General features: G+C 68.0%; 12 protein-coding genes. 6 read left to right on the plus strand and 6 right to left on the minus strand.

The genetic code is table 11. The features are described 5' to 3' along the window. The first annotated feature begins 155 nt into the window (after nt 1-155). From U1703_RS09790 to U1703_RS09800, 3 genes are all read left to right on the plus strand, one after another. On the plus strand, nt 156-2,741 hold the full coding sequence (locus U1703_RS09790; protein ID WP_332785535.1) for a PAS domain-containing hybrid sensor histidine kinase/response regulator: 2,586 nt from the start codon (nt 156-158) through the stop codon (nt 2,739-2,741). 61 nt (nt 2,742-2,802) lie between these two features. Then, nucleotides 2,803-3,522 carry a hypothetical protein gene (locus U1703_RS09795; RefSeq protein ID WP_332785536.1) on the plus strand — a complete coding sequence of 240 codons (720 nt, stop codon included), beginning with the start codon at nt 2,803-2,805 and terminating at the stop codon, nt 3,520-3,522. Nucleotides 3,523-3,557: 35 nt separating this feature from the next. After that, nucleotides 3,558-4,256: an HAD family hydrolase gene (locus U1703_RS09800; RefSeq protein WP_332785537.1), complete on the plus strand. Its 699-nt coding sequence runs from the start codon at nt 3,558-3,560 to the stop codon at nt 4,254-4,256. Nucleotides 4,257-4,342: 86 nt separating this feature from the next. Here U1703_RS09800 and U1703_RS09805 read toward each other — a convergent pair whose 3' ends face one another. Together U1703_RS09805 and U1703_RS09810 are read right to left on the minus strand one after the other, a co-directional pair. Then, on the minus strand, nt 4,343-5,260 hold the full coding sequence (locus tag U1703_RS09805; protein WP_332785538.1) for a cell wall hydrolase: 918 nt from the start codon (nt 5,258-5,260) through the stop codon (nt 4,343-4,345). Between the two features lie 92 nt (nt 5,261-5,352). Further along, nucleotides 5,353-7,788, minus strand: coding sequence for a TonB-dependent receptor (locus U1703_RS09810; RefSeq protein WP_332785539.1), 2,436 nt, complete (start codon nt 7,786-7,788; stop codon nt 5,353-5,355). A 180-nt stretch (nt 7,789-7,968) separates the two neighbouring features. Between U1703_RS09810 and U1703_RS09815 the strand changes: the two genes are divergently transcribed. Continuing rightward, a complete protein-coding gene (locus U1703_RS09815; RefSeq protein ID WP_332785540.1) occupies nt 7,969-9,639 on the plus strand; it encodes an alkaline phosphatase D family protein in 1,671 nt (556 codons plus the stop codon). Between the two features lie 159 nt (nt 9,640-9,798). Here U1703_RS09815 and U1703_RS09820 read toward each other — a convergent pair whose 3' ends face one another. Further along, entirely contained in the window at nt 9,799-10,530 is a 732-nt protein-coding gene (locus U1703_RS09820; protein WP_332785541.1) for an AcvB/VirJ family lysyl-phosphatidylglycerol hydrolase, read from the minus strand. Nucleotides 10,531-10,722: 192 nt separating this feature from the next. Between U1703_RS09820 and U1703_RS09825 the strand changes: the two genes are divergently transcribed. Continuing rightward, nucleotides 10,723-14,046 (plus strand): trifunctional glycoside hydrolase family 18/polysaccharide deacetylase/glycosyltransferase family 2 protein, encoded by a 3,324-nt coding sequence (locus U1703_RS09825; protein WP_332785542.1) that lies wholly within the window; start codon nt 10,723-10,725, stop codon nt 14,044-14,046. Between the two features lie 260 nt (nt 14,047-14,306). Here U1703_RS09825 and U1703_RS09830 read toward each other — a convergent pair whose 3' ends face one another. The 3 genes from U1703_RS09830 to U1703_RS09840 all read right to left on the minus strand — a co-directional run bounded on the left by U1703_RS09830 (nt 14,307) and on the right by U1703_RS09840 (nt 16,745). Then, on the minus strand, nt 14,307-15,581 hold the full coding sequence (locus U1703_RS09830) for a sensor histidine kinase (RefSeq protein ID WP_332785543.1): 1,275 nt from the start codon (nt 15,579-15,581) through the stop codon (nt 14,307-14,309). A gap of 77 nt (nt 15,582-15,658) precedes the next feature. Then, entirely contained in the window at nt 15,659-16,348 is a 690-nt protein-coding gene (locus tag U1703_RS09835; protein ID WP_320452005.1) for a winged helix-turn-helix domain-containing protein, read from the minus strand. After that, on the minus strand, nt 16,317-16,745 hold the full coding sequence (locus tag U1703_RS09840) for a PDZ domain-containing protein (RefSeq protein WP_320452006.1): 429 nt from the start codon (nt 16,743-16,745) through the stop codon (nt 16,317-16,319). Before U1703_RS09840 ends, U1703_RS09835 begins: the two co-directional genes overlap by 32 nt. A 287-nt stretch (nt 16,746-17,032) precedes the next feature. On the opposite strand from U1703_RS09840, the gene mprF reads away from it, so the two are divergent. Then, the gene (mprF, locus tag U1703_RS09845; RefSeq protein ID WP_332785544.1) at nt 17,033-19,615 is read left to right on the plus strand and encodes a bifunctional lysylphosphatidylglycerol flippase/synthetase MprF; all 2,583 of its coding nucleotides are present in this window, start codon (nt 17,033-17,035) and stop codon (nt 19,613-19,615) included. Nucleotides 19,616-19,624: the final 9 nt, after the last annotated feature.

Here is a 19,624-nt window from a genome sequence, read left to right on the forward strand (position 1 = left end):
GCCGGGCCTGTCACTCGGACAGATCAGCCCAGCCACGCCTTTTGCGGCTTTTTGCGATCGGGGCGGCATCGCGATGCAAAAGGGCCGGTTTCACGCCCGCCGCGATTATGTAACCAGCGCTGGCGCATAGGCCCGCCGTATTGCAGAACGGTGTGATGACGCACTCCTCCGCATTCGACTTCCTCCACGGCGTCTCTGGCAAGGTGGTCGACGAGATCCGGGCCCTGGACTGGACCCGGACCAGCCTGGGCGCGCCGCAGACCTGGCCCGCGGCGTTGCGGTGCCAGCTGGTGACGATGCTGGCGTGCCCGGTGCCGATGTATCTGGTCTGGGGGCCGGAACTCGTGTCGTTCTACAATGATGCCTATCGCCCGATCCTGGGCTATCGCGCGGCCACGGCGATGGGCACGCCGTTCCGTATCCTGTGGGGCAGCATCTGGGACGAGATCGCGCCGCTGGTCGACAAGGCGCTGGCGGGTGAGGTGCTTCAGGTCACCGACATGCGGCTGGACCTGGCGCGTGAGGGGCGGCCCGAGGAAAGCTACTGGACCTTTTCCTATTCCCCGGTCTTCGACGATGCCGGGACGATCACCGGCATGATCTGCGTCACCGGCGAGACGACGGCGCGTGTCCTGGCCGAGCGGCAGCGGCGCGAGGCGGACGAGCGGTTGGACCTGGCGCTCAATTCGGGCGCGCGTATCGGCCTCTGGGATTGGGACGTGCTGTCTGACTCGGTCCGCTCGGACAGGCGGTTCGCCGTGATGTACGGGGTCGACCCGGCGGCGGCGGAGGCGGGTATGCCCATCGCGCAGTTCTTTTGGGGCATCCATCCCGACGACCTCGCCCGCGTCCAGCAGAATATCGCGGTGGCGATGTCCGGTGCTGGCGACGGTGCGACGAAGGGGCATTTCACCGCCGAATATCGGCTGGTCCAGCCGGACGGCTGCGTGCATTGGGTATCGGCCCATGGGCGCTGCATCTTCGACGACAGTGGGCGCTGCGTCCGTTTCCCCGGCGTCAGCTTCGACATTACCGACCGGGTCCGTGTCGAACAGCAATGGCGAGAGAGCGAGGCGCGCGCCCGGCTGAACGGCGAGCGGGTGCAGTTGGCGCTGGAAGCCGGGGCGATCATCGGCACCTGGTTCTGGGATTTGCCGACCAATCGCTTCACGTTGGACGAGCCGTTCGCCCGCCATCTGGGGATCGATCCCGCACTGGGTCATGAGGGGCTGGATGTCGTTGAGGTGGCCGAGCGGGTGCATCCCGACGACCGTCCGGGACTGGCCGAGGCGGTGCAGGAAGCGATCGCACGCGGTGGTGCCTATACGCACCAGTATCGCGTCCGGCGGTATGACGGGCGCTATCACTGGGTCGATGCCATCGGCCGGGTCGACCACGCCCCCGATGGCACACCGTTGCAGTTTCCCGGCGTCCTGATCGATGTCGGCGTTCGTCGCGCGCTGGAGGCCGAACGCGATACCGCCATCGCCGAACTGCGCGCGCTGACCGACCAGCTCGAACAGCGCGTGGCCGATCGCACCGCCGAGTTGATGCGCGCCGAGGAGGCGTTGCGGCAAAGCCAGAAGATGGAGGCGGTCGGCCAGCTGACCGGTGGGCTGGCGCATGACTTCAACAATTTGCTCGCGGGGATTTCCGGCTCGCTGGAGCTGATGGCATTGCGGCTGGCGCAGGGGCGGGTGAGCGATGTCGATCGCTATATGGACGCCGCACAGGGTGCGACCCGGCGCGCGGCGGCGCTGACCCACCGGCTGCTCGCCTTTTCCCGGCGGCAGACGCTGGCCCCGCGTCCGACCGACGCGAGCGCGCTCGTCGCGGGCATGGCCGATCTGATCCGCCGTACGGTCGGCCCCGCGATCACGCTGGAGACGGAGGCTGGCGAGGATCTGTGGACCATCCTGGTGGACGCGCCGCAACTTGAGAACGCGCTGCTCAACCTGTGCATCAACGCGCGCGATGCGATGCCTGATGGCGGGCGGATCACGATCGAGATGGTCAATCGCCGCCTGGACGACGCCAATGCGCGTTTCGCCGACATTCCGCGTGGCGAGTATCTGGTGCTGTGCGTCACCGACACCGGCACCGGCATGACCCCGGACGTGATCGAAAAGGCGTTCGATCCCTTCTTCACCACCAAGCCGCTGGGGCAGGGCACCGGCCTGGGGCTCAGCATGATCTATGGCTTTGCCCAGCAATCGGGCGGGCAGGTGCGTATCGAGTCGACGCCGGGGAAGGGGACCACGGTCCATCTCTATCTGCCGCGCCATCACGGCCCGGTCGAACAGGATCAGGCGGGGCCGGTCGCACCGCTCGACGCGGCGGCCGGGTCGGGTGAGACGGTGCTGGTCGTCGACGACGAATCCACCGTGCGCCTGATGATCGCCGATGTGCTGCGCGACATGGGATACCGGGTGATCGAGGCGGCGGACAGTGCCGCCGGGCTGGCGATCCTGCGGTCGAAGCGGCGGATCGACCTGCTGGTCACCGATGTCGGCCTGCCCGGCGGCATGAACGGGCGTCAGCTTGCCGAGGCTGGCCGGGAATTACGTCATGAATTGAATGTCATGTTCATCACGGGCTATGCGGAAAACGCGGTGCTGAACAGCGGGCATCTGTCGCCGGGCATGCAGTTGCTGACCAAGCCGTTCACCGTGGATGCGCTGGTCACGGGCATCCAGGCGGCGATGGGGGCTGGCGCGCGGCGGTACGATCCCCACGCCTGAACCGGGCGGGGGCGGCGCGTCCCGGCACCGCGGTTGTGCGTCAACGTCCGGGAGTTTCATCATGTCCGTCATCCGCCGCTCGGGGGCCCTGGCCCTATGCTGTCTGGCGCTTACCCTTGTGGGCCGCCCGGCGATCGCGCAGAGCGGTCCCGATATCCCGGAGCCGATGGTGTTCGACATGATCCGCCCGCTGACCGCCAAGGCGGGCGAGATCGAGGTCAATGCGCTGGCCCAGCGCGACCTGACCGGCCCGCGCCACGAGCTGGAATGGGCGCCCGAGGTCGAGCTGGCGGTGGCCGACGGCCTGGCGGTCGAGCTGGAACTGCCGCTGATCGACAACCGCGTCGTCCAGTACAAGATGGGGCTTCAGAAACGGCTGGGCACGTTCCGGGGCGGGCGAAGCGTACACGGCGTCCAGTATCTGGGCCTGCACGACCGCGAGGATGGCGGCTGGACCTCGACCCTGTTGTGGCTGCTCGGCAATCGCTTCGGCGAGCGGTGGAGCACGATGACGATGGTCGGCGTCGGCGACGTGACCCTGCGCGAGGGCAACGAGACGGGGTTCATCGTCAACCATTCGACCTTCTACCACCTGACCCCCGACACGGTGCTGGGCCTGGAGCTGAACCGGCAGAATGGCGACGGTGCCTATTGGCTGCTGATGCCGCAGGTCCACCGCGCCTTCGGCAAGCTGGGCGTGCAGGGCGGGCTCGGGGCCGAGCGGGCGCGCGGCGAGCGGTTCCGGCCGCGTCTGGGGTTGCGCGTCATCCGCGAGTTGTGATTTCAGCAATCGCGCAAAGCGACGGGAGAACGCGGATGACGATCGAGCTGATCTGCCTGGATGCGGACGACACGCTCTGGCACAATATGCGCCACTTCGCCGAGACGGAGGAGGCGCTGGTCGGGCTGCTCGCCCCCTTTGCCGAGGCGCGGGTGGCGCGGGCCACGCTGGAGGCGTGCGAGGCGCGCAACCTGCGGCTGTACGGATACGGGGCCAAGGGCTTTACCCTGTCGATGATCGAGACGGCGGTGGAACTGGCCGGGCCGACCCTGTCGACCGAACTGGTCGCCCGACTGCTGGAGGCCGGGCGACAGCTGCTGGCGCATCCGGTCGCGCTGCTCGATGGCATCGCCGAGACGATCGACGCTCTGGAGACGCGCGGGCGGCTGGTCCTGGTGACGAAGGGCGACCTGTTGCACCAGGAGGCCAAGCTCGCCGCTTCCGGTCTGGGCTCGCGTTTTGACGATGTCGCGATCGTCAGCGACAAGACGCCCGACACCTTCCGCCGGATCTTCGCCCGGCACGGCGTGGCCCCCGAGAGGGCGGTGATGGCGGGGGACTCGATGCGCTCGGACGTCCTGCCCGCGCTGCAGGCGGGTGCCTGGGCGGCGTATATCCCGCAGCCGCTCGCCTGGAGCCATGAGGCCGGGGATCACCCCGTCGATCATCCGCGCTTTCGCCAGCTCGAGCGGTTGGGCGACCTGCCGGGCTGGATCGACGCGATCGGCCGGTGACCCGGTCTTCCACGTAAAGCGGCTTGGCATTGCTTACCTATTCCTCTCCCCTATCCAGGGGAGAGGGAAGAAAAAGGGATTGCCGGTCAGCCTGGATCGCTTTCCTCGCCGATGATCGCGCCGTGTGCGTCAACGGTGTCGGCATGGGAAAAGCCGTTGCGGTGGACCCGCACCCCGGCGGTGGTAATGGGTGTGGGTGCCGCAATCGCCGCCACCGCATTGCCGCCGGGTGTCCGATCGCCCCGGTGGATGACGACGCCGTTCATCGTCTCGGCCAGCGGCATGGCGGCCGCCGTCAGCATGGGGGTGGACGTAGCGATGCTGGGTTCGACCCCGGCATAGGACTGGCGGAAGGACAGGTCGCGTTCCAGCGCCCCGCGCCAGCGATAGAAGATATGGCTGCCCACCGCGCCGATCCGGTTCAGGCTGCTGGCCCACCAGGGCAGGACGTAATTGGCGTGATAGAAGGTCGCGGCCCCGACCGGCGCATAGACCAGCCCGGCAAGCGCCGACTGCGCGATGGCGGCGGCGCGGGCCCAGGCGGCGGGCTCGCGCGGGTGGAGCATCGAGCCGTCGCAGGTGAAGCTGAACTGGCAACCCGTCTGGCGGCCCGAACCCTGATAGACGACGCCGCAGATGCTCTTGGGAAAGGCACGGTCGCGGACGCGGTTGAGCACGACCTGCGCCACCGCGCGCTGGCCGTCGACCGGTTCGGAGCGTGCCTCGTAATAGATGGCGGCGGTCAGGCATTCGGCGGCGCGCGCCGCGTCGGTGGCGGTGCGCGCGATGCCGTTGAACGCGGGGGCGGCGGCCATCTCGATCGGGGGCATGCCGCTTGACGGATCGGGCAGATCCTCGTCGGGCACGTCGAGCGCCAACTGCCGCAGCAATGTGCGCGCGGTCGGCGGCGGTACGTCGAGCGTCAGGTGCGCGGGCTTGTGGCGGACAGGCGTGCACGAGGTCGCGACCGCCAGCGCCAACACCCCGATCATCCCGCGCAGCACGATATCCGCTTCCCAACCCGTGTCCCCATGCGGACGTCCTAGGGCAGGGGGGTTAGGAAGCGGTTAAGTAATACTAATCACGATCGATAGGTTCAGAAGCGCGCGCCCAGCTCCACGCCGTAGAAGCGCGGTTCGCCCGCGATATAGGTCGGCGTGTCGAACGTGCCCCCGGTATTGCCCGCGTCGATCAGATAGCGCTTGCCGGTCAGGTTGCGGGCAAAGCCGCCGACATGGAAGCGGCCCTGCTCGCCGAACTCGACCCCGGCGCGCAGGTTGACCAGCGTATAGCCGCCCTGGGAGATCGCCGCGCTGTTGGGCAGTTCGAAAAACACCTTCGACCGGTAATTGGCGCTGGGCGTGGCATAGAAGGTCGCCGCATCGCCGACCGGTATGCGCAGGGTCGCGCCGCCCGAGGCGGTGACATCGGGTTGCAGGCGGAAACGGTTGCCCGCGAACACGCCATTCGCTGCGTCGTTCGCGATCCCGCCATCGATATAGGCGAAGGTCCCGAACAGGCTGAGCCAGCGATGGACCGCGACATCACCCTCCAATTCGACCCCGATATTGTTCGCCGACCCTGCGCTGCGCGTGACGGTCAGGCCGTTCTCGAAGGTCGAGACCTGGAACCCGCGATAGCGCTGATAGAAGACGGAGGCCGCGGCGCTGACGGGGCCGACCCGCCCCTTGATGCCGCCCTCGTAATTCCAGACATCTTCCTGGGGCACGACCTGGAGACGGGGAATGGCACCCGAATTGGCGACGGTCAGCGGCACGATACGCTGCGCATCCAACTGGACGACCGGCGAGCGGCGGCCCTTGCTGATCGTCGCATAGAGGTTGACGTCTGTACCTACCCGATAGAGCGCGTTGAAGCGCGGCAGGATCGCGGCATAGCTGCGCTGCGCGGTGAAGACCTGGCCCTTGGTGTTCGCGGCGGCAAGCAGGCTGGTGAACAGCCCCGCGCCCGCCAGCAACCGGCTGTCGGGCATCACCGAGCTGTAGCGTGACCGGCGATCCTCGATCAGGATGCGCGCGCCAGCACTCAGCTCCAGCGCGGGGGTCGGGATCCAGGTCGTGTCGGCGAACATCGAATAGGTATTGTTGCGCCCGCCATTGGTGAAGCTGGCGCTATAGGGCAGGACGGTCGCGGTTCCGCGCGACAGGATCGCGGTCGCGCGGGTCGCCGGGATGGTGCCGTCGGCGGCGACGCAGGCGGTGCCGGTCGGCAGGCCTGCCCCGTTCAGGATCCGCCGGATCGGTGCGAAGTCGCGCGCGACCGAACAGGCCAGATACGTGCCTTCTTCGGTCGAGAAGGGCACATGTTGTTGCCCATTCTCGAAAAAGGCGTTCCACCCGAAGGCTCCACGCAGCTTTGCGCCGTCAAAGGTGAAGCGGCCTTCATGGCTCCACTGGTCGCCGCGCGCATCCTCGCCGAACTCCAGATACCAGGCCGGGCCGCCGTCCGCGTCGAAGATCTCCAGCGCGTCGAAGCGGCGATAGCCGTTGACGGTGGTGAAGGTGACGCCCGGCGCGACATCGATCGCGACCGTCAGGTTCGCGTCATAGACGTTGCGGGTCAGCCCCAGCTTGCGCCTGCCCAGTGCCTCGGCCGAGAAGGGCGAACCCGACAGCTCGGCATAGCCATAATCGCCGGTCTGGCCGCCGGTGGGGGCAAAGACGCGGCTCTTGAACGCGGTGCCCGGATTGCGCTGTCCGTCATAGGTCAGCACCAGGTCGGCGGTGACCGATCCGTTCGGCGTCCAGCGCAGCGAGCCGCGCACGCCGCGCTGGTCCTGGCCGTTCAGGTCTTCCTGGTCGACGCGGCCCTGATTCTGGTTGGGGACGTTCGGGTCGCCCGCGATATTGCGGACATAGCCGTCGCGATATTTGTACGCGAAGGCGATGCGTCCGGCGAGCGTGTCGGTGCCCGCGTTCAGGTAGCCCGACACCTGGGTCCGATTGAAATTGCCATAGGTGGCCTGGACGCCCCCCTCGGTTCCCGCATGGGGGCGGGCCGAGACGATGCTGATCGCACCGACGGCGGCGGCGGTGCCGAACAGCGTCGCCTGCGGGCCCTTCACCACCTCGATCCGCTCGATATCGTACAGGTCCTGATACGCGCCTTGTTTCCGGCTGACGTCGATGCCGTTGTAATAGATGGTGACGCGCGCGCCCTGCTGGGCCGAACCGGAGTCCGAGGTGATGCCCCGGATCACGAAGCCGGGATTGTTGGCGCTCTGCTCCTGCACCTGCAAGCCGGGGATATAGGACGCGACCTCGGACAGCGAATTGACGCCCAGGTTCGCCATGCGCGTGCCCGACATGACGCTGACGGTCAGCGGCACATCCTCGATCCGCTCCTCGCGCTTCTGCGCGGTGACGATGACGTCGGCCCTGTCGTCCGCTTTGGACTCGTCGTCCTGCGGCTGGATCAGCGCCTGTGCCGTGGCGGCCTGAGTGAGCGCCACTTGCGACAGGCTGGTTAGCAGCGCCGCCAGCGTGGCGCGGCGCATCATCGATATCGTCATATGTCCCCCTGGTGCCCCCCCCGGCACTCTGATCCCGCGCCAATAGGCACGAGGAATGACGAACTAATGTACCGAATATGACGCTTTTATGACAACGGGCGGGTGTCTCCAAAACGTCACGCCGCCGCCATCGCCCTGTCGTGCGGCGCGCCTAGCCGGGGGGTCGAAAGGACCCAAGTGATGACGATGATGAACCGACGCCGGGCGATGGCCCTGATGGGAAGCGGGGCGACGTTGGCCCTGCCGACGATGGGGGCGGCGGCGGCGGCTCCTGCGGTGCGGTTCGATCATGGTGTGGCAAGCGGCGACCCATCGCCCGATGGTGCGATCCTGTGGACCCGCGCGACCCCGGTCGAGGGGCAGGGGGGCGATGTCGCGCTGACCTGGCACGTCGCGCCGGTCGAGGGCCGCGATGCGGTGGGCCTGCGCACCGGGCGGGTCAGCGCCCGCGCCGCACGCGACTTCACCGCCAAGGTCGAGGTGACCGGCCTGCAACCGGGCCGCGAATATCGCTACTGGTTCGAGGCCGTCGGCGGCACGCGTTCGGGCGAGGGGCGCTTCCGCACCCTGCCGCGCGGGCGGATCGAAGACGTCGTGGTGGCGGTGGTGTCGTGCCAGCTTTTCCCTGGCGGCCTGTTCAACGCCTATGACGCGATCGCCAAGGCCGAACGCATGGACGCGGTGCTGCATCTGGGCGACTATATCTATGAATATGGGGCCGAGGGATATGGTGCGGATATCGGCCGCAAGCTGAACCGCCTGCCCGAGCCTGCGCACGAGATCGTGACGCTCGCCGATTATCGCCAGCGTCATGCCCAGGTGAAGCGCGACCCCGATATGCAGGCGGCCCATGCCCGGACCGCGTTCATCTGCGTCTGGGACGATCACGAAGTCGCCAATGACGACTGGATCGGCGGCGCGGAAAATCACCAGCCCGCCATCGAGGGCGAGTGGGGCAAGCGCAAGGCGGCGGCGATGCAGGCCTATTTCGAATGGATGCCGATCCGCGATCCGCGTCCCGGCCAGCCCTGGGAGGCGATCAACCGCAGCTTCGAGTTCGGCGATCTCGCCACCCTGGTCATGGTCGAGACGCGGCTGCTCGCCCGGTCGAAACAGGTCCATGGTCGCGGCGATGCGCCCGCACCCGACGAATATGCCGCGATGATGGCGGAGCGGGCCCGGCCCGAGCGGGAATTGCTGGGCGCTGGCCAGCTCGACTGGATCGAGCGGACGCTGACCCGGTCGGTCAAAGCGGGGACGCCGTGGCAGGTGATCGGCAATCAGGTCGTCATGGCGCGGATCGACGGTCCCGACCTGGAAAAGCAGATGGGCCCGGCGGCTTATGCCAAGCTGACCCAGCGCCTGACCGAAACCGGGCGCCAGCGGCTGGGCGAAGCGCAGGCGTCGTACCGCGCGGGCCTGCCGCTGAACTTCGACAGCTGGGACGGTTATCCCGCGGCACGCGAGCGGCTTTACGCCGCGTTCCGGCGGGCGGGCAGCCATCCGGTCGTCCTGTCAGGCGACAGCCATGCCGCCTGGGCCAACGACCTGTACGACGAAAACGGTACACTGGTCGCAGCAGAGTTCGCGGGAACCTCGGTCACCAGCCCGTCCTGGGGCGACATGATGCCGGGCATCGGGCGGGAAATCGCCGCGGCGAATCCGCGCACCGTCCGCTTCTGCGATCAGGACGACAAGGGCTGGCTGCACCTGACGCTGACCCGCGACACGGCGACCGCGCGCTACATGACCGTGTCGACCGTGCTGGCCAAACCCTATGCGCCAGGGTGCGCGGCGATCTGGCGGACGCGGGCGGGCGGCGGTGCCCCGATCGAGGCGGTGACGGTCTGACCTGAATTCCTCCTGAGAAGGGGCCCTCGCGATCGTACGGGCGACACCCCTCCCCTTCAGGGGAGGGGCTTTCGCTGGAACCACCTCATGGCATCGTGCTCCGGCTTCGCTGGTCCCTCTCCACGTTCTGGAGAGAGGGGGAAGGACGGTCGACCGTTCCTAGCGCGCATTCCTGATGGCGGCGAAGACATGCGCGGTCAGCGCGTCGTCGTCATGGTTCAGGTAATGCCCGCCGGGCATTGCGACCACATGGGCGTTGCGCTGCTTCAGCAGCGGGCACAGGCTGTCGGTTTCCTTGACGCCGTAGATACAGGTCAACGGCGCCCAGTCGATCGTCCGCGCGGTGGAGATGCCCCAGCTGTCGGGCTGGCCGCGATAGGCAAGGCCTGATGGGTCGGAGCGGAAGAAGGCGGTTTCGCCCGGCACGACCAGCACGATCGCGGCCACCCGCGCGCGCAGGTCGGCAGGCAGTCGGGCCAGCCCCGTCTGCAGCATGTCCGCGCCATAGGACTGGCCCAGCAGCACCAGCCGCCGTTCGCCCGCCTCGCGCGCGGCGCGCCGGACCAGATCGGCGATCAGGGCATCGACCTCGGCACGGGTGCGCGGCTGGCGGAACAGCACGGGCGAGTTGATGCCGCTGACCGCGATTCCCTTCGCGCTCAATCCGCGCGCGATGCCGCCCCCCATGCCGTAGCGCAGGCCCATATCGCCCGACAGCGACATGACGAGGATCGGCTGGACCTTTCCCTGGGCAGGAAAGCGGACGAACGGGTCGCGGTCGAAATAACTGCCCGAATAGAGAAGGATGGCGATGCCGCCAGCGACCAACAGCAGGATCGCGCCAAAGATTTTGCGGCCGTTGCGGCGAAGCCGCGCCAGAAGATCGGACATGCCCCGTCCTACCGCCATCGTCCCGTCATTGTCACGCGGCCATGATCGGGCGGTAACGAGTGCTTATGAAAAATCTGTAATGTGACGATCACGCGCTCTATGCGCGCGATCTGCCATCGGGCAGCGCGATACGTAACCGACGCACGCCATATTCCTGCGTGCCGTCCGGGCCATACACCAAGGACCAACGCCGTGACGAAGCCGATCTTTTTCGATCCCACCGGACGCCGGGGCACATGGGCCCGGCGCGGGGTCGCGGTGATGATCCTGTCGGTGGTCATTGCGGCGATCGCCTTTGCCACGACGCTGGTCGCCGTGCCGAATTCGGGCGTGCTGCCCTTGCCCTTCGCGCGTCGCCAGCCGATGACGCTGGAGCCGACCGCGCAGCTCAAGGGGCGGCGCGGCGAATGGCTGCCGCGCAAGTCGGTGGCGCAGGGGCACACCCCGCTGACCATCGCCTTCTATACGCCGGGCAATGACTCCGCCCTGTCCTCGCTCCATGCGCATATGGGGCAGATCGACTGGCTCGTCCCCTCGCTGATGAACGTCGCTGGGCCCAAGGCCGAGCTGACGATCAACAACGATCCCAAGCTCGCCAGCCTGTTGTCGCGGGCGGCCAGGCCGCCGCGGCTGTTGCCGATGGTCCAGAATCTGTCGGCCGACGAATGGGACGGCCAGTCGATCGCGCGGATCATAGCCAGCCCGGCGGCGTCGGAGAAGCTGGCGACCCAGTTGGGCCAGTCGGTGACCGTCAATCGCCAGTCGGGCCTGGTCATCGACTTCGAGAACCTGCCGGCCAGCGCGATGGCGGGCTATCCGCGCCTGTTGCAACGGATCAAGGCGCATCTGCCCAAGGGTGCCGTGCTTGCCGTCACCGTCCCCGCCGAGGACGAGGCATGGCAGCTGGCGGGCATCGCCAGGGTCGTCGACCGGGTAATGCTGATGGCCTATGACGAGCATTGGCAGACCGGCACGCCCGGTCCGATCGCGTCGCAGCCCTGGTTCCTGCAGGCGACCGAAAAGGCGCTGCGCGAGGTCGGCCGTGACAAGCTGATCGTCGCGCTGGGAAGCTATGCCTATGACTGGGCGACCAAGGCGGACGGCAACGGCAAGGTCGAGCCCGCCGAAGCCAGGTCGATCGAAGAGGCTTGGCTGGTGGCGCATGACAGCCAGGCAAAGATCAGCTTCGATCCCGCCAGCGGCAATGCCGGTTTCGCCTATGACGAGAATGGCGAGCATCACGTCGTCTGGATGCTCGACGCGGCCAGCAGCTGGAACCAGCTTCAGGCGCTCAAGCGGCTGGGCATCGACGACGTCGCCTTCTGGCAGTTGGGCAGCGAGGATCCCGGCCTGTGGGCGGGCTTCGCCGCGTTTCGCAGCACCAGGCCGAACGTCATTCCCCGGCTGGGGGCGATCACCTCGCCGCTGAACACCGATGTCGAGGGGCCGGGCGAGATCCTGCGCATCACCGCCCAGCCGACCGAAGGGCGGCGCGGGCTGCGCTATGACAAGGACGGGGTGATCCGCAACGAGGAATATCAGGTCTTTCCGACGCCTTACGTCGTTCAGCGGGCAGGGGCGCTGCCCAAGACGATCGCGCTGACCTTCGACGACGGTCCCGATCCGAAATGGACGCCCAAAATCCTGGACGTGCTGGAGCGTGAGAAGGTGCCCGCGACCTTCTTCGTCATCGGTGAGAATGCGCTTCAGCACCCGCAGCTGCTCCGTCGCATCGTCGCGGACGGCAGCGAGCTGGGCAATCACAGCTATACCCATCCCAACATGGCGACGACCAGCGACCGGACGATCAAGCTGGAGCTGAACGCGACCCAGCGCCTGATCCAGGCCTATACCGGCCGGTCGACCACGCTGTTCCGCGCACCCTATTTCGGCGATGCCGAGCCGACCACGGCGGACGAGATCGGCCCGGCGCTGATTGCGCAGAATCTGGGCTATACGGTCGTCGGCCTGCACGTCGACCCGAATGACTGGCAGCGCCCCGGCGTCGACCAGATCATTCGGCAGACCGTCGACCAGGTGAACGGCGCGACGCCCGACAATTCCGCCAATGTCGTCCTGCTGCACGACGGCGGCGGTGATCGCGAACAGACGGTCGAGGCGTTGCCGCGCATCATCAATATCCTGCGCGCGCAAGGATATCGCTTCGTCCCCGCCTCGCAGCTTGTCGGGATCACACGCGATCAGGCGATGCCGGTTGTCGAGGGCAAGGACCTGCTGGCGGTGCGGACCGACGTGGCGATTTTCGTTGTCCTGGCCTTTCTGTCGGCGGCGCTCGCGTGGCTGTTCTATCTCGCCATTGCGCTGGGCATGGCGCGGGCGATCGTCATGGCCGGGCTCGCCTGGTTCCAGGGGCGCAAGTCGCGGCCCGTGCCGCCTGAATATACGCCCAGCGTCTCGGTCATCATCCCGGCCTTCAACGAGGAGCGGGTGATCGTCCAGTCGGTCGCCCGCGTGCTGGAGAGCAACTATCCCGGCCTTCAGGTCATCGTCGTCGACGACGGATCGAAGGATGCGACGAGCGCGGTGGTGCGCGACGCCTTTGCGAGCGAACCACGAGTGCAGTTGCTGACCCTGGTCAATGGCGGCAAGGCGGCGGCGCTCAACCGGGCGCTGCGCGACGCGACCGGCGAGGTTCTGATCGCGCTCGACGCCGATACGCAGTTCGAGCCGGAGACGATCGCCAAGCTCGCCCGCTGGTTCGCCGATCCTGCGCTGGGCGCGGTGGCGGGCGATGCGCGGGTGGGCAACCGGGTGAACCTCGTCACCCGCTGGCAGGCAGTCGAATATATCACCGCGCAGAATCTCGAACGCCGCGCGCTGGCCGGGTTCGATGCGATGACGGTCGTGCCCGGCGCGGTCGGCGCGTGGCGCCGCGCCGCACTGGACGCGGTCGGTGGTTACCCCGAGGATACGCTGGCCGAGGACCAAGACCTGACCATCGCGATCCAGCGGGCCGGGTGGCGCGTGACCTACGATCCGCGCGCCGTCGCCTGGACCGAAGCGCCCGAGAGCTTCAAGGCGCTGGCCAAGCAGCGTTATCGCTGGGCGTTCGGGACATTGCAGTGCCTCTGGAAGCACCGCGCGGTCCTGCGCACCGGCAAGCCCGCCGGTCTGGCCCGCGTCGGCCTGCCCCAGGCCTGGCTGTTCCAGATCATCTTCGCCGCGATCTCGCCGCTGATCGATCTGGCGCTGGTCCTGTCGATCATCGGGACGGCGGTGCGCGTCGCGCAGCATGGCTGGGCCCAGACGAGCACCGACGTGTTCCAGATGGCGGCCTATTGGGTGGCGTTCACCGCGATCGACGTGCTGTGCGGTTGGCTGGCGTACCGGCTGGACGGCAACCGGGTGCGCTACCCCGCGCATCTGCTGGTCGCGCAGCGGCTGGTCTATCGCCAGATCATGTACTGGGTCGTCCTGCGCGCGATCAGTTCGGCGATTGGCGGATGGATCGTCGGCTGGGGCAAGCTGGAGCGCACCGGGAACGTCGGGGCGTAAGCGTTAGATCCTCCCCATCGTCAGATGGGGAGGGGGACCGCCGGGCGTAAGTCCGGTGGTGGAGGGGCGGGTGCCTGTCGCTGGCGTTGCTGGCCCCTCCACCATCGCTGGCGCGATGGTCCCCCTCCCCAAGCGAGCTTGGGGAGGAATGGGTTTCTTCCCATTCTGCCGGGCGCCCGGTGTCTTGAGTGCCGTTCCATCGCTCTGCTGGCGTGAATTCCTACTGCGCCGGGAGGGGGCGACCGTCCCCTCGACGCAGCTCAAACCGTGCGGACGTCCGGGGCGAGCACCAGCCGCACGCGCAGGCCCGGCGCATTGTCCTCCAACGTGACCGCGCCGCCATGCAGATGCGCGACAGCGGTGGCGAGCGACAGGCCCAGGCCCGCGCCGCTCTCGGTTCGGGCCGCGTCCAGGCGGCCGAAGCGCTTGAGCGCTTCCTCGCGGCGCTCCTCGGGGATGCCGGGGCCGTCATCGGCGACGATCAGCACGGGGCCGGGCTCCACCCGGACCACCACCTCGCCCGCGCCATACTTCAACGCATTGTCGATCAGGTTGGCCAGCGCCTGTCCCAGCAGTTCGCGGTGGACATGCGCGACCAGGGTGTCGGGGGCTTCGGCACGGATGGTCATGCCGCGATCCTCGGCCAGCGGCTCGAACATGTCGGCGACGTCGCGTGCCATCGCGGCCAGATCGGCGGCGACGAAGGCGTCGCGGCCCAGCCCCGCCTCGGCCCGGCTGATCCGCAGCGCGGTGTCGAGCATGGCGAGCAGCCGGTCACCTTCGTCCAGCGCCCGGCCGACCGCGACCCGCGCATTCTCGTCATGGCTCTCCGCCAGTGCCCGATCGAGCGTCGCGCGAAGCCGGGTGAGGGGGGAGCGAAGGTCGTGCGCCAGCCCGTCGGTCGCGACCTTAAGCTCGGTCATCAGGAGCGCGATCCGGTCGAGCATCCCGTTGACCGCCTCGGCCAGCGCGTCGAAGGCGTCGTCGCCCCCCTTGGGAACGACCCTGCGCGACAGGTCGCCGCCGGCAACCGCATTGGCGGTGGCGACCGTGTCCTCCAGCCGCCGTTCGATCATCCGCGCGGCGGCCCAGGCGGCGAGGGCGGCCAAGACAATCGCCGCCGCCATCCCGACTGCCATCGCTTCCTCCATCGCCAGGGCGACGCGCAACTCGCTTTCGATGACATGCCCGGCCAGTATCCGCGAACCGTCGGGCAGGAGCATCGCCAGCACCCGCATCCGCTCGGGCTGCGAATGGCCGATGCGGAAGATCTCGATCGTGGCCGCGCCGGGGGCGGGGACATTGGGCGGCCATTCGGCGATGTTGCCGGTGACGAAGCGCCCGCGCGCATCGGTCAGCAGGATGACCGACAGGGGTACCCGGTCGGTGTTCAGTCGCCGTTCGACCCCGGCGCGCACCGCCGCCTGTCCGCCTCCGCGCCATAGCCCGGCCAGTTCGTCGCGCAGGTCGCGCGCGGCATCCTCGGCCTGGTCGGCAATCTCGCCGCGGGTCAGATGGCGCACGGTGGCCACCATCGCACCCGCACCGACGAGTTGCAGCGCAAAGACCAGCAGCGCGAAGCGCAGCGTGGTCGAACGGAGGACGCCCGGCGCTATTTCTCGATCCCCAGCTTATAGCCCGATCCGCGTACGGTGTGCAGCAGCGGGCGGGCAAAGCCCTCGTCGATCTTCTTGCGCAAGCGGCTGATATGCACGTCGGTGACGTTGGTGTTGGGGTCGAAATGAAAATCCCACACCCCCTCCAGCAGCATCGTGCGGGTCACCACCTGGTCGACATGCTGGAGCAGATATTCCAGCAAGCGATACTCGCGCGGCTGCAGGTCGATGGGTTTCCCGGCGCGGCGGACCCGGTGGGCCAGCAGGTCCATCTCCAAATCGTCGCACACCAGCTTGGTCTGTGGCGCGTTCGTGGTGGTGCCGCCGCGCCGGATCAGCAGACGCAGCCGCGCCAGCAACTCGGCGAACACGAACGGCTTGGTCAGATAATCGTCCGAGCCCGAAGTCAGCCCGGCCACCCGGTCCTCGGGCGAGGACAGGGCGGACAGGATCAGGACCGGCGATGCGATCCCCGCCGCCCGGATCGCGGCCAGCACCGACATGCCGTCCATGCCGGGCAGCATCCGGTCCAGCACGATGCAGTCATAGGTGCCGTCGGTCGCATGGAACAGGCCGTCGCGGCCATTGGCGGCATGGTCGATCAGGAAACCTTCTTCCCGCAGCCCGTTGGCGATATAATCCGCCGTCGAGCGATCATCTTCGATCAGCAAAATCCTGTTGGCCACGCTGTCCTCCCGACGCGCTCCTTAGCAGCGTGATCGTGAGGAGGCCATCGTCGCGCGCGACCTGAAGCCGCACCGGCGAATCGACATGGCGCGTCGCCTCGTCACGCAGCATCGCGAACGACGTGGCGGGGCGGCCGTCGACCTTCATGACCAGGTCGCCGACATGCAGCGGCGGGTGGATCGGGGGCGCAGGGGCGTCGTCGACATCGCTGCGCAGGCTGGTGACGACCAGGCCGGGCCGGTCCTCGCCAAGCGGCGCGAAGGTCGCGCCATACAGGGTCGAGGGGGTGTGCGGTCCGGCATGAAGCGGCATGTGGCAGACCAGCAAGGCGATCGCGCCGCCCCCGACCAGCGCGGCGGCACCCGCACCCCAGCCGACGATACGCAAGCCCTTCACGACACGTCCCCACGCCCCGCGCGGGAAGCGGCGTTCATCGGGGCCCGGACGGCACGAAGGGACGTTCCTTTCACCCGTTCTTTATAAGGCTTGCGACATAAGCGAAGCGTGGGCGAAGCATGACGCTTCTGTCATGAGGGGCGCGTCCGGGGCGTGACGAACTTGTCATGCGCCCGTAAGGCGGGCGGGGCAGACGGCGTTCTATTCCGCCGCACGCGACAGAGAATGGGATTGAAAATCTGAGTGATCGGCGCGTGAAACGAGGGGATGGGACGGGGGAGCCGATCATGACGACGCACGACAGCACGGCGTCCATGTTCGACCGGCTGGTCGCCTATGGCCGGGCGCGACGCGGGTATCTGGCGGTCGCCGCGATCCTGCTGCTCGTCGCCCTGGGCCTGTCGGCGCTCCACCACCTGACGCGGTCGGTCCGGTTTTCGGACGTCCGCGCGGCCTTTTATGCGATCGACCCGCGCCAGATCATGCTGGCGGTCGGCTTCACCATCGCCAGCTATGTCGCGCTGACCTTCTACGACGTCATCGCGCTTCGGGTCATCGGACGGCCGCTGCGTTGGCGCACGGCGGCGACCGCGTCCTTCACCAGCTATACGCTCAGCCACAATCTGGGGCTGGGACTGCTGACCGGCGGGTCGGCGCGGTACAGGGTCTATGCCGCCGCCGGGCTGGACGGGCCGGACATTGCACGGGTCATCGCGATCGCCAGTGCGACCTTCTGGTTCGGCGTATTCACCGTCACCGGCTTCGGCCTGTTGTTCCATGAAGGCCCGATCACGGTCGAGGGCTGGATACTGGCGCAAGGGGTGGTCCGCTGGGTCGGCGGCGCGGTCGTCGCGGGTGCGCTGGCGCTGATCTTGCTGTGCCACTTGCGTCCCGGCCAGCGGGTCGGCTGGCGCGCCTGGAGCGTGCCGCTGCCCACGCCCGCGCAGGCCGTCGCGCAGGTCGGCATCGCCTCGCTCGACCTGACCTGCGCCAGTGCCGCGCTGTTCGTCTTGCTGCCGGGGGCCTCGATCGACCTGCTGCCCGCCTTTCTGCTCGCCTATGCGCTGGCGATCATCGTCGCGCTGGTCAGCCATGTGCCCGGCGGCATCGGCGTGTTCGAGGCGGTGGTGCTGGCGACGGTGCCGGTCGACCGGACCGACCTGTTCGCCGCGCTGATTGCGTACCGGGTCCTCTATTACCTCGCCCCGCTGGCGCTGGGCATCGCGCTGCTGGCTTGGGACGAGGCACGTCGGCGGCCGATCAAGGCGTTGCGTGATATCCGCCGCGTGCTGCTGGGCGTCGCGCCGACGCTGCTGAGCGCGGCCTGTTTCGGCGGGGGGACGATCCTGCTGCTGTCGGGATCGCTGCCCGCCATTCCCCAGCGCGTGCACCAGCTCGTCCATATCGTGCCGCTTCCCTTCATCGAGGCGTCGCATTTCGCCGCCAGTCTGGTCGGCACGGGCCTGCTGCTGCTGGCGCCGGGACTGTATCGGCGGCTCGACGGCGCAAGCCTGGCGGCGCGCGCGTTGCTGGTTGCGGGGGCGATCTTCTCGCTGGCCAAGGGCATCGATTATGAAGAGGCGGCGGTCTGCCTGACCATCGCCTTGCTGTTGCAGATGAGCCGCCGGGCCTTTTACCGGCGCACGTCGCTCGTCGCCCGGCCGCTGTCGCCGACCTGGCTGTTCAGCGTGGCGGTGGTGATCGTCGGCACGGCCTGGATCGGCTTCTTCGCGTACAAGCATGTCGATTACCGGGAATCGCTGTGGTGGCGGTTCGCGCTGTCCGACGACGCTTCGCGTTTCCTGCGTGCCGGATTGGGCGTTGCGGTGATGCTGGCGGCGGCGGGGCTGTGGCGGTTGTTCCTGGCCGCACCCCAGGGCGAGGCGGACCACCCGGCGATGACGCAGGTCCTCGGCATCGTTGAACAGGCCGAGCGTACCGATGCCGCGCTCGCGCTGCTGGGCGACAAGCGGTTCCTGTTCTCGCCGGAGGGTGATGCCTTCGTGATGTATCAGGTGCGCGGCACGAGCTGGATCGCGATGGGCGACCCGGTGGGCCCGCGCGCCGCCTGGGCCGACCTGCTGTGGCAGTTGCGCACCATGGCCGATGCCGCGCAAGGGCGGCTGCTCCTCTATCAGATCACGCCCGACGGCCTCGAGATCGCGATCGAAATGGGGCTTCAAATCATCAAATATGGCGAAGAGGCGCTGATCGACCTCTCCGCCTTCGCGCTGGAGGGCGGGCGGATGCGCGGCCTTCGCCAGACGCTCAACCGTTTCCGCACGCGCGAAAATGCCAGCTTCGCGATCCTGCCCGCCGCGCAGGTGCCCGCGATCCTGCCAGAACTGAAGGCCGTGTCCGACAACTGGCTGCTGGAAAAGGGGCATGGCGAAAAGGGGTTCAGCCTGGGGCGGTTCGACCCCGACTATCTGGCGATGACCGACTGCGCCGTCGTCCGGGTCGAGGGGCGGATCGTCGCCTTCGCCAACCTCTGGAAGGCGGGCGACAAGCGCGAGCTGTCGGTCGACCTGATGCGCCATGTCGAGGACGCACCGGGCGGCGTGATGGACTATCTGTTCGTCGAGCTGATGCTGTGGGGACAGGCGGAGGGCTATGGCCGTTTCGCGCTGGGCCTCGCGCCGCTCTCGGGGGTCGGCGGGCGGCGGATGGCGCCGACCTGGGCCAAGGTCGCCGCGCTGGTGTTCCGGCATGGCGAGCGGTTCTACGGCTTTCGGGGCTTGCGGGCGTATAAGGAGAAGTTCCAGCCGGAATGGGCCCCGCGCTATATCGCGGGGCCGCGTGGGCTGGGGCTGGTCAAGGCGCTGCGCGACCTGAACGCGCTGATCGCCGATGGGGGCGAGGCTTCTTGAATTCCTCCC

This window comes from Sphingomonas flavida (genome assembly GCF_036663655.1).
Taxonomy (GTDB): Bacteria; Pseudomonadota; Alphaproteobacteria; order Sphingomonadales; family Sphingomonadaceae; genus Sphingomonas.

Excerpts from the sequence above, each read along its gene's own strand:
- U1703_RS09820 (WP_332785541.1), bottom strand. The coding sequence starts at position 10,530 with ATGTCCGATCTTCTGGCGCGGCTTCGCCGCAACGGCCGCAAAATCTTT.
- U1703_RS09790 (WP_332785535.1), top strand. The coding sequence starts at position 156 with ATGACGCACTCCTCCGCATTCGACTTCCTCCACGGCGTCTCTGGCAAG.
- U1703_RS09800 (WP_332785537.1), top strand. The coding sequence starts at position 3,558 with ATGACGATCGAGCTGATCTGCCTGGATGCGGACGACACGCTCTGGCAC.
- U1703_RS09810 (WP_332785539.1), bottom strand. The coding sequence starts at position 7,788 with ATGACGATATCGATGATGCGCCGCGCCACGCTGGCGGCGCTGCTAACC.
- mprF (WP_332785544.1), top strand. The coding sequence starts at position 17,033 with ATGACGACGCACGACAGCACGGCGTCCATGTTCGACCGGCTGGTCGCC.
- U1703_RS09795 (WP_332785536.1), top strand. The coding sequence starts at position 2,803 with ATGTCCGTCATCCGCCGCTCGGGGGCCCTGGCCCTATGCTGTCTGGCG.
- U1703_RS09815 (WP_332785540.1), top strand. The coding sequence starts at position 7,969 with ATGACGATGATGAACCGACGCCGGGCGATGGCCCTGATGGGAAGCGGG.
- U1703_RS09830 (WP_332785543.1), bottom strand. The coding sequence starts at position 15,581 with ATGGTGGCCACCGTGCGCCATCTGACCCGCGGCGAGATTGCCGACCAG.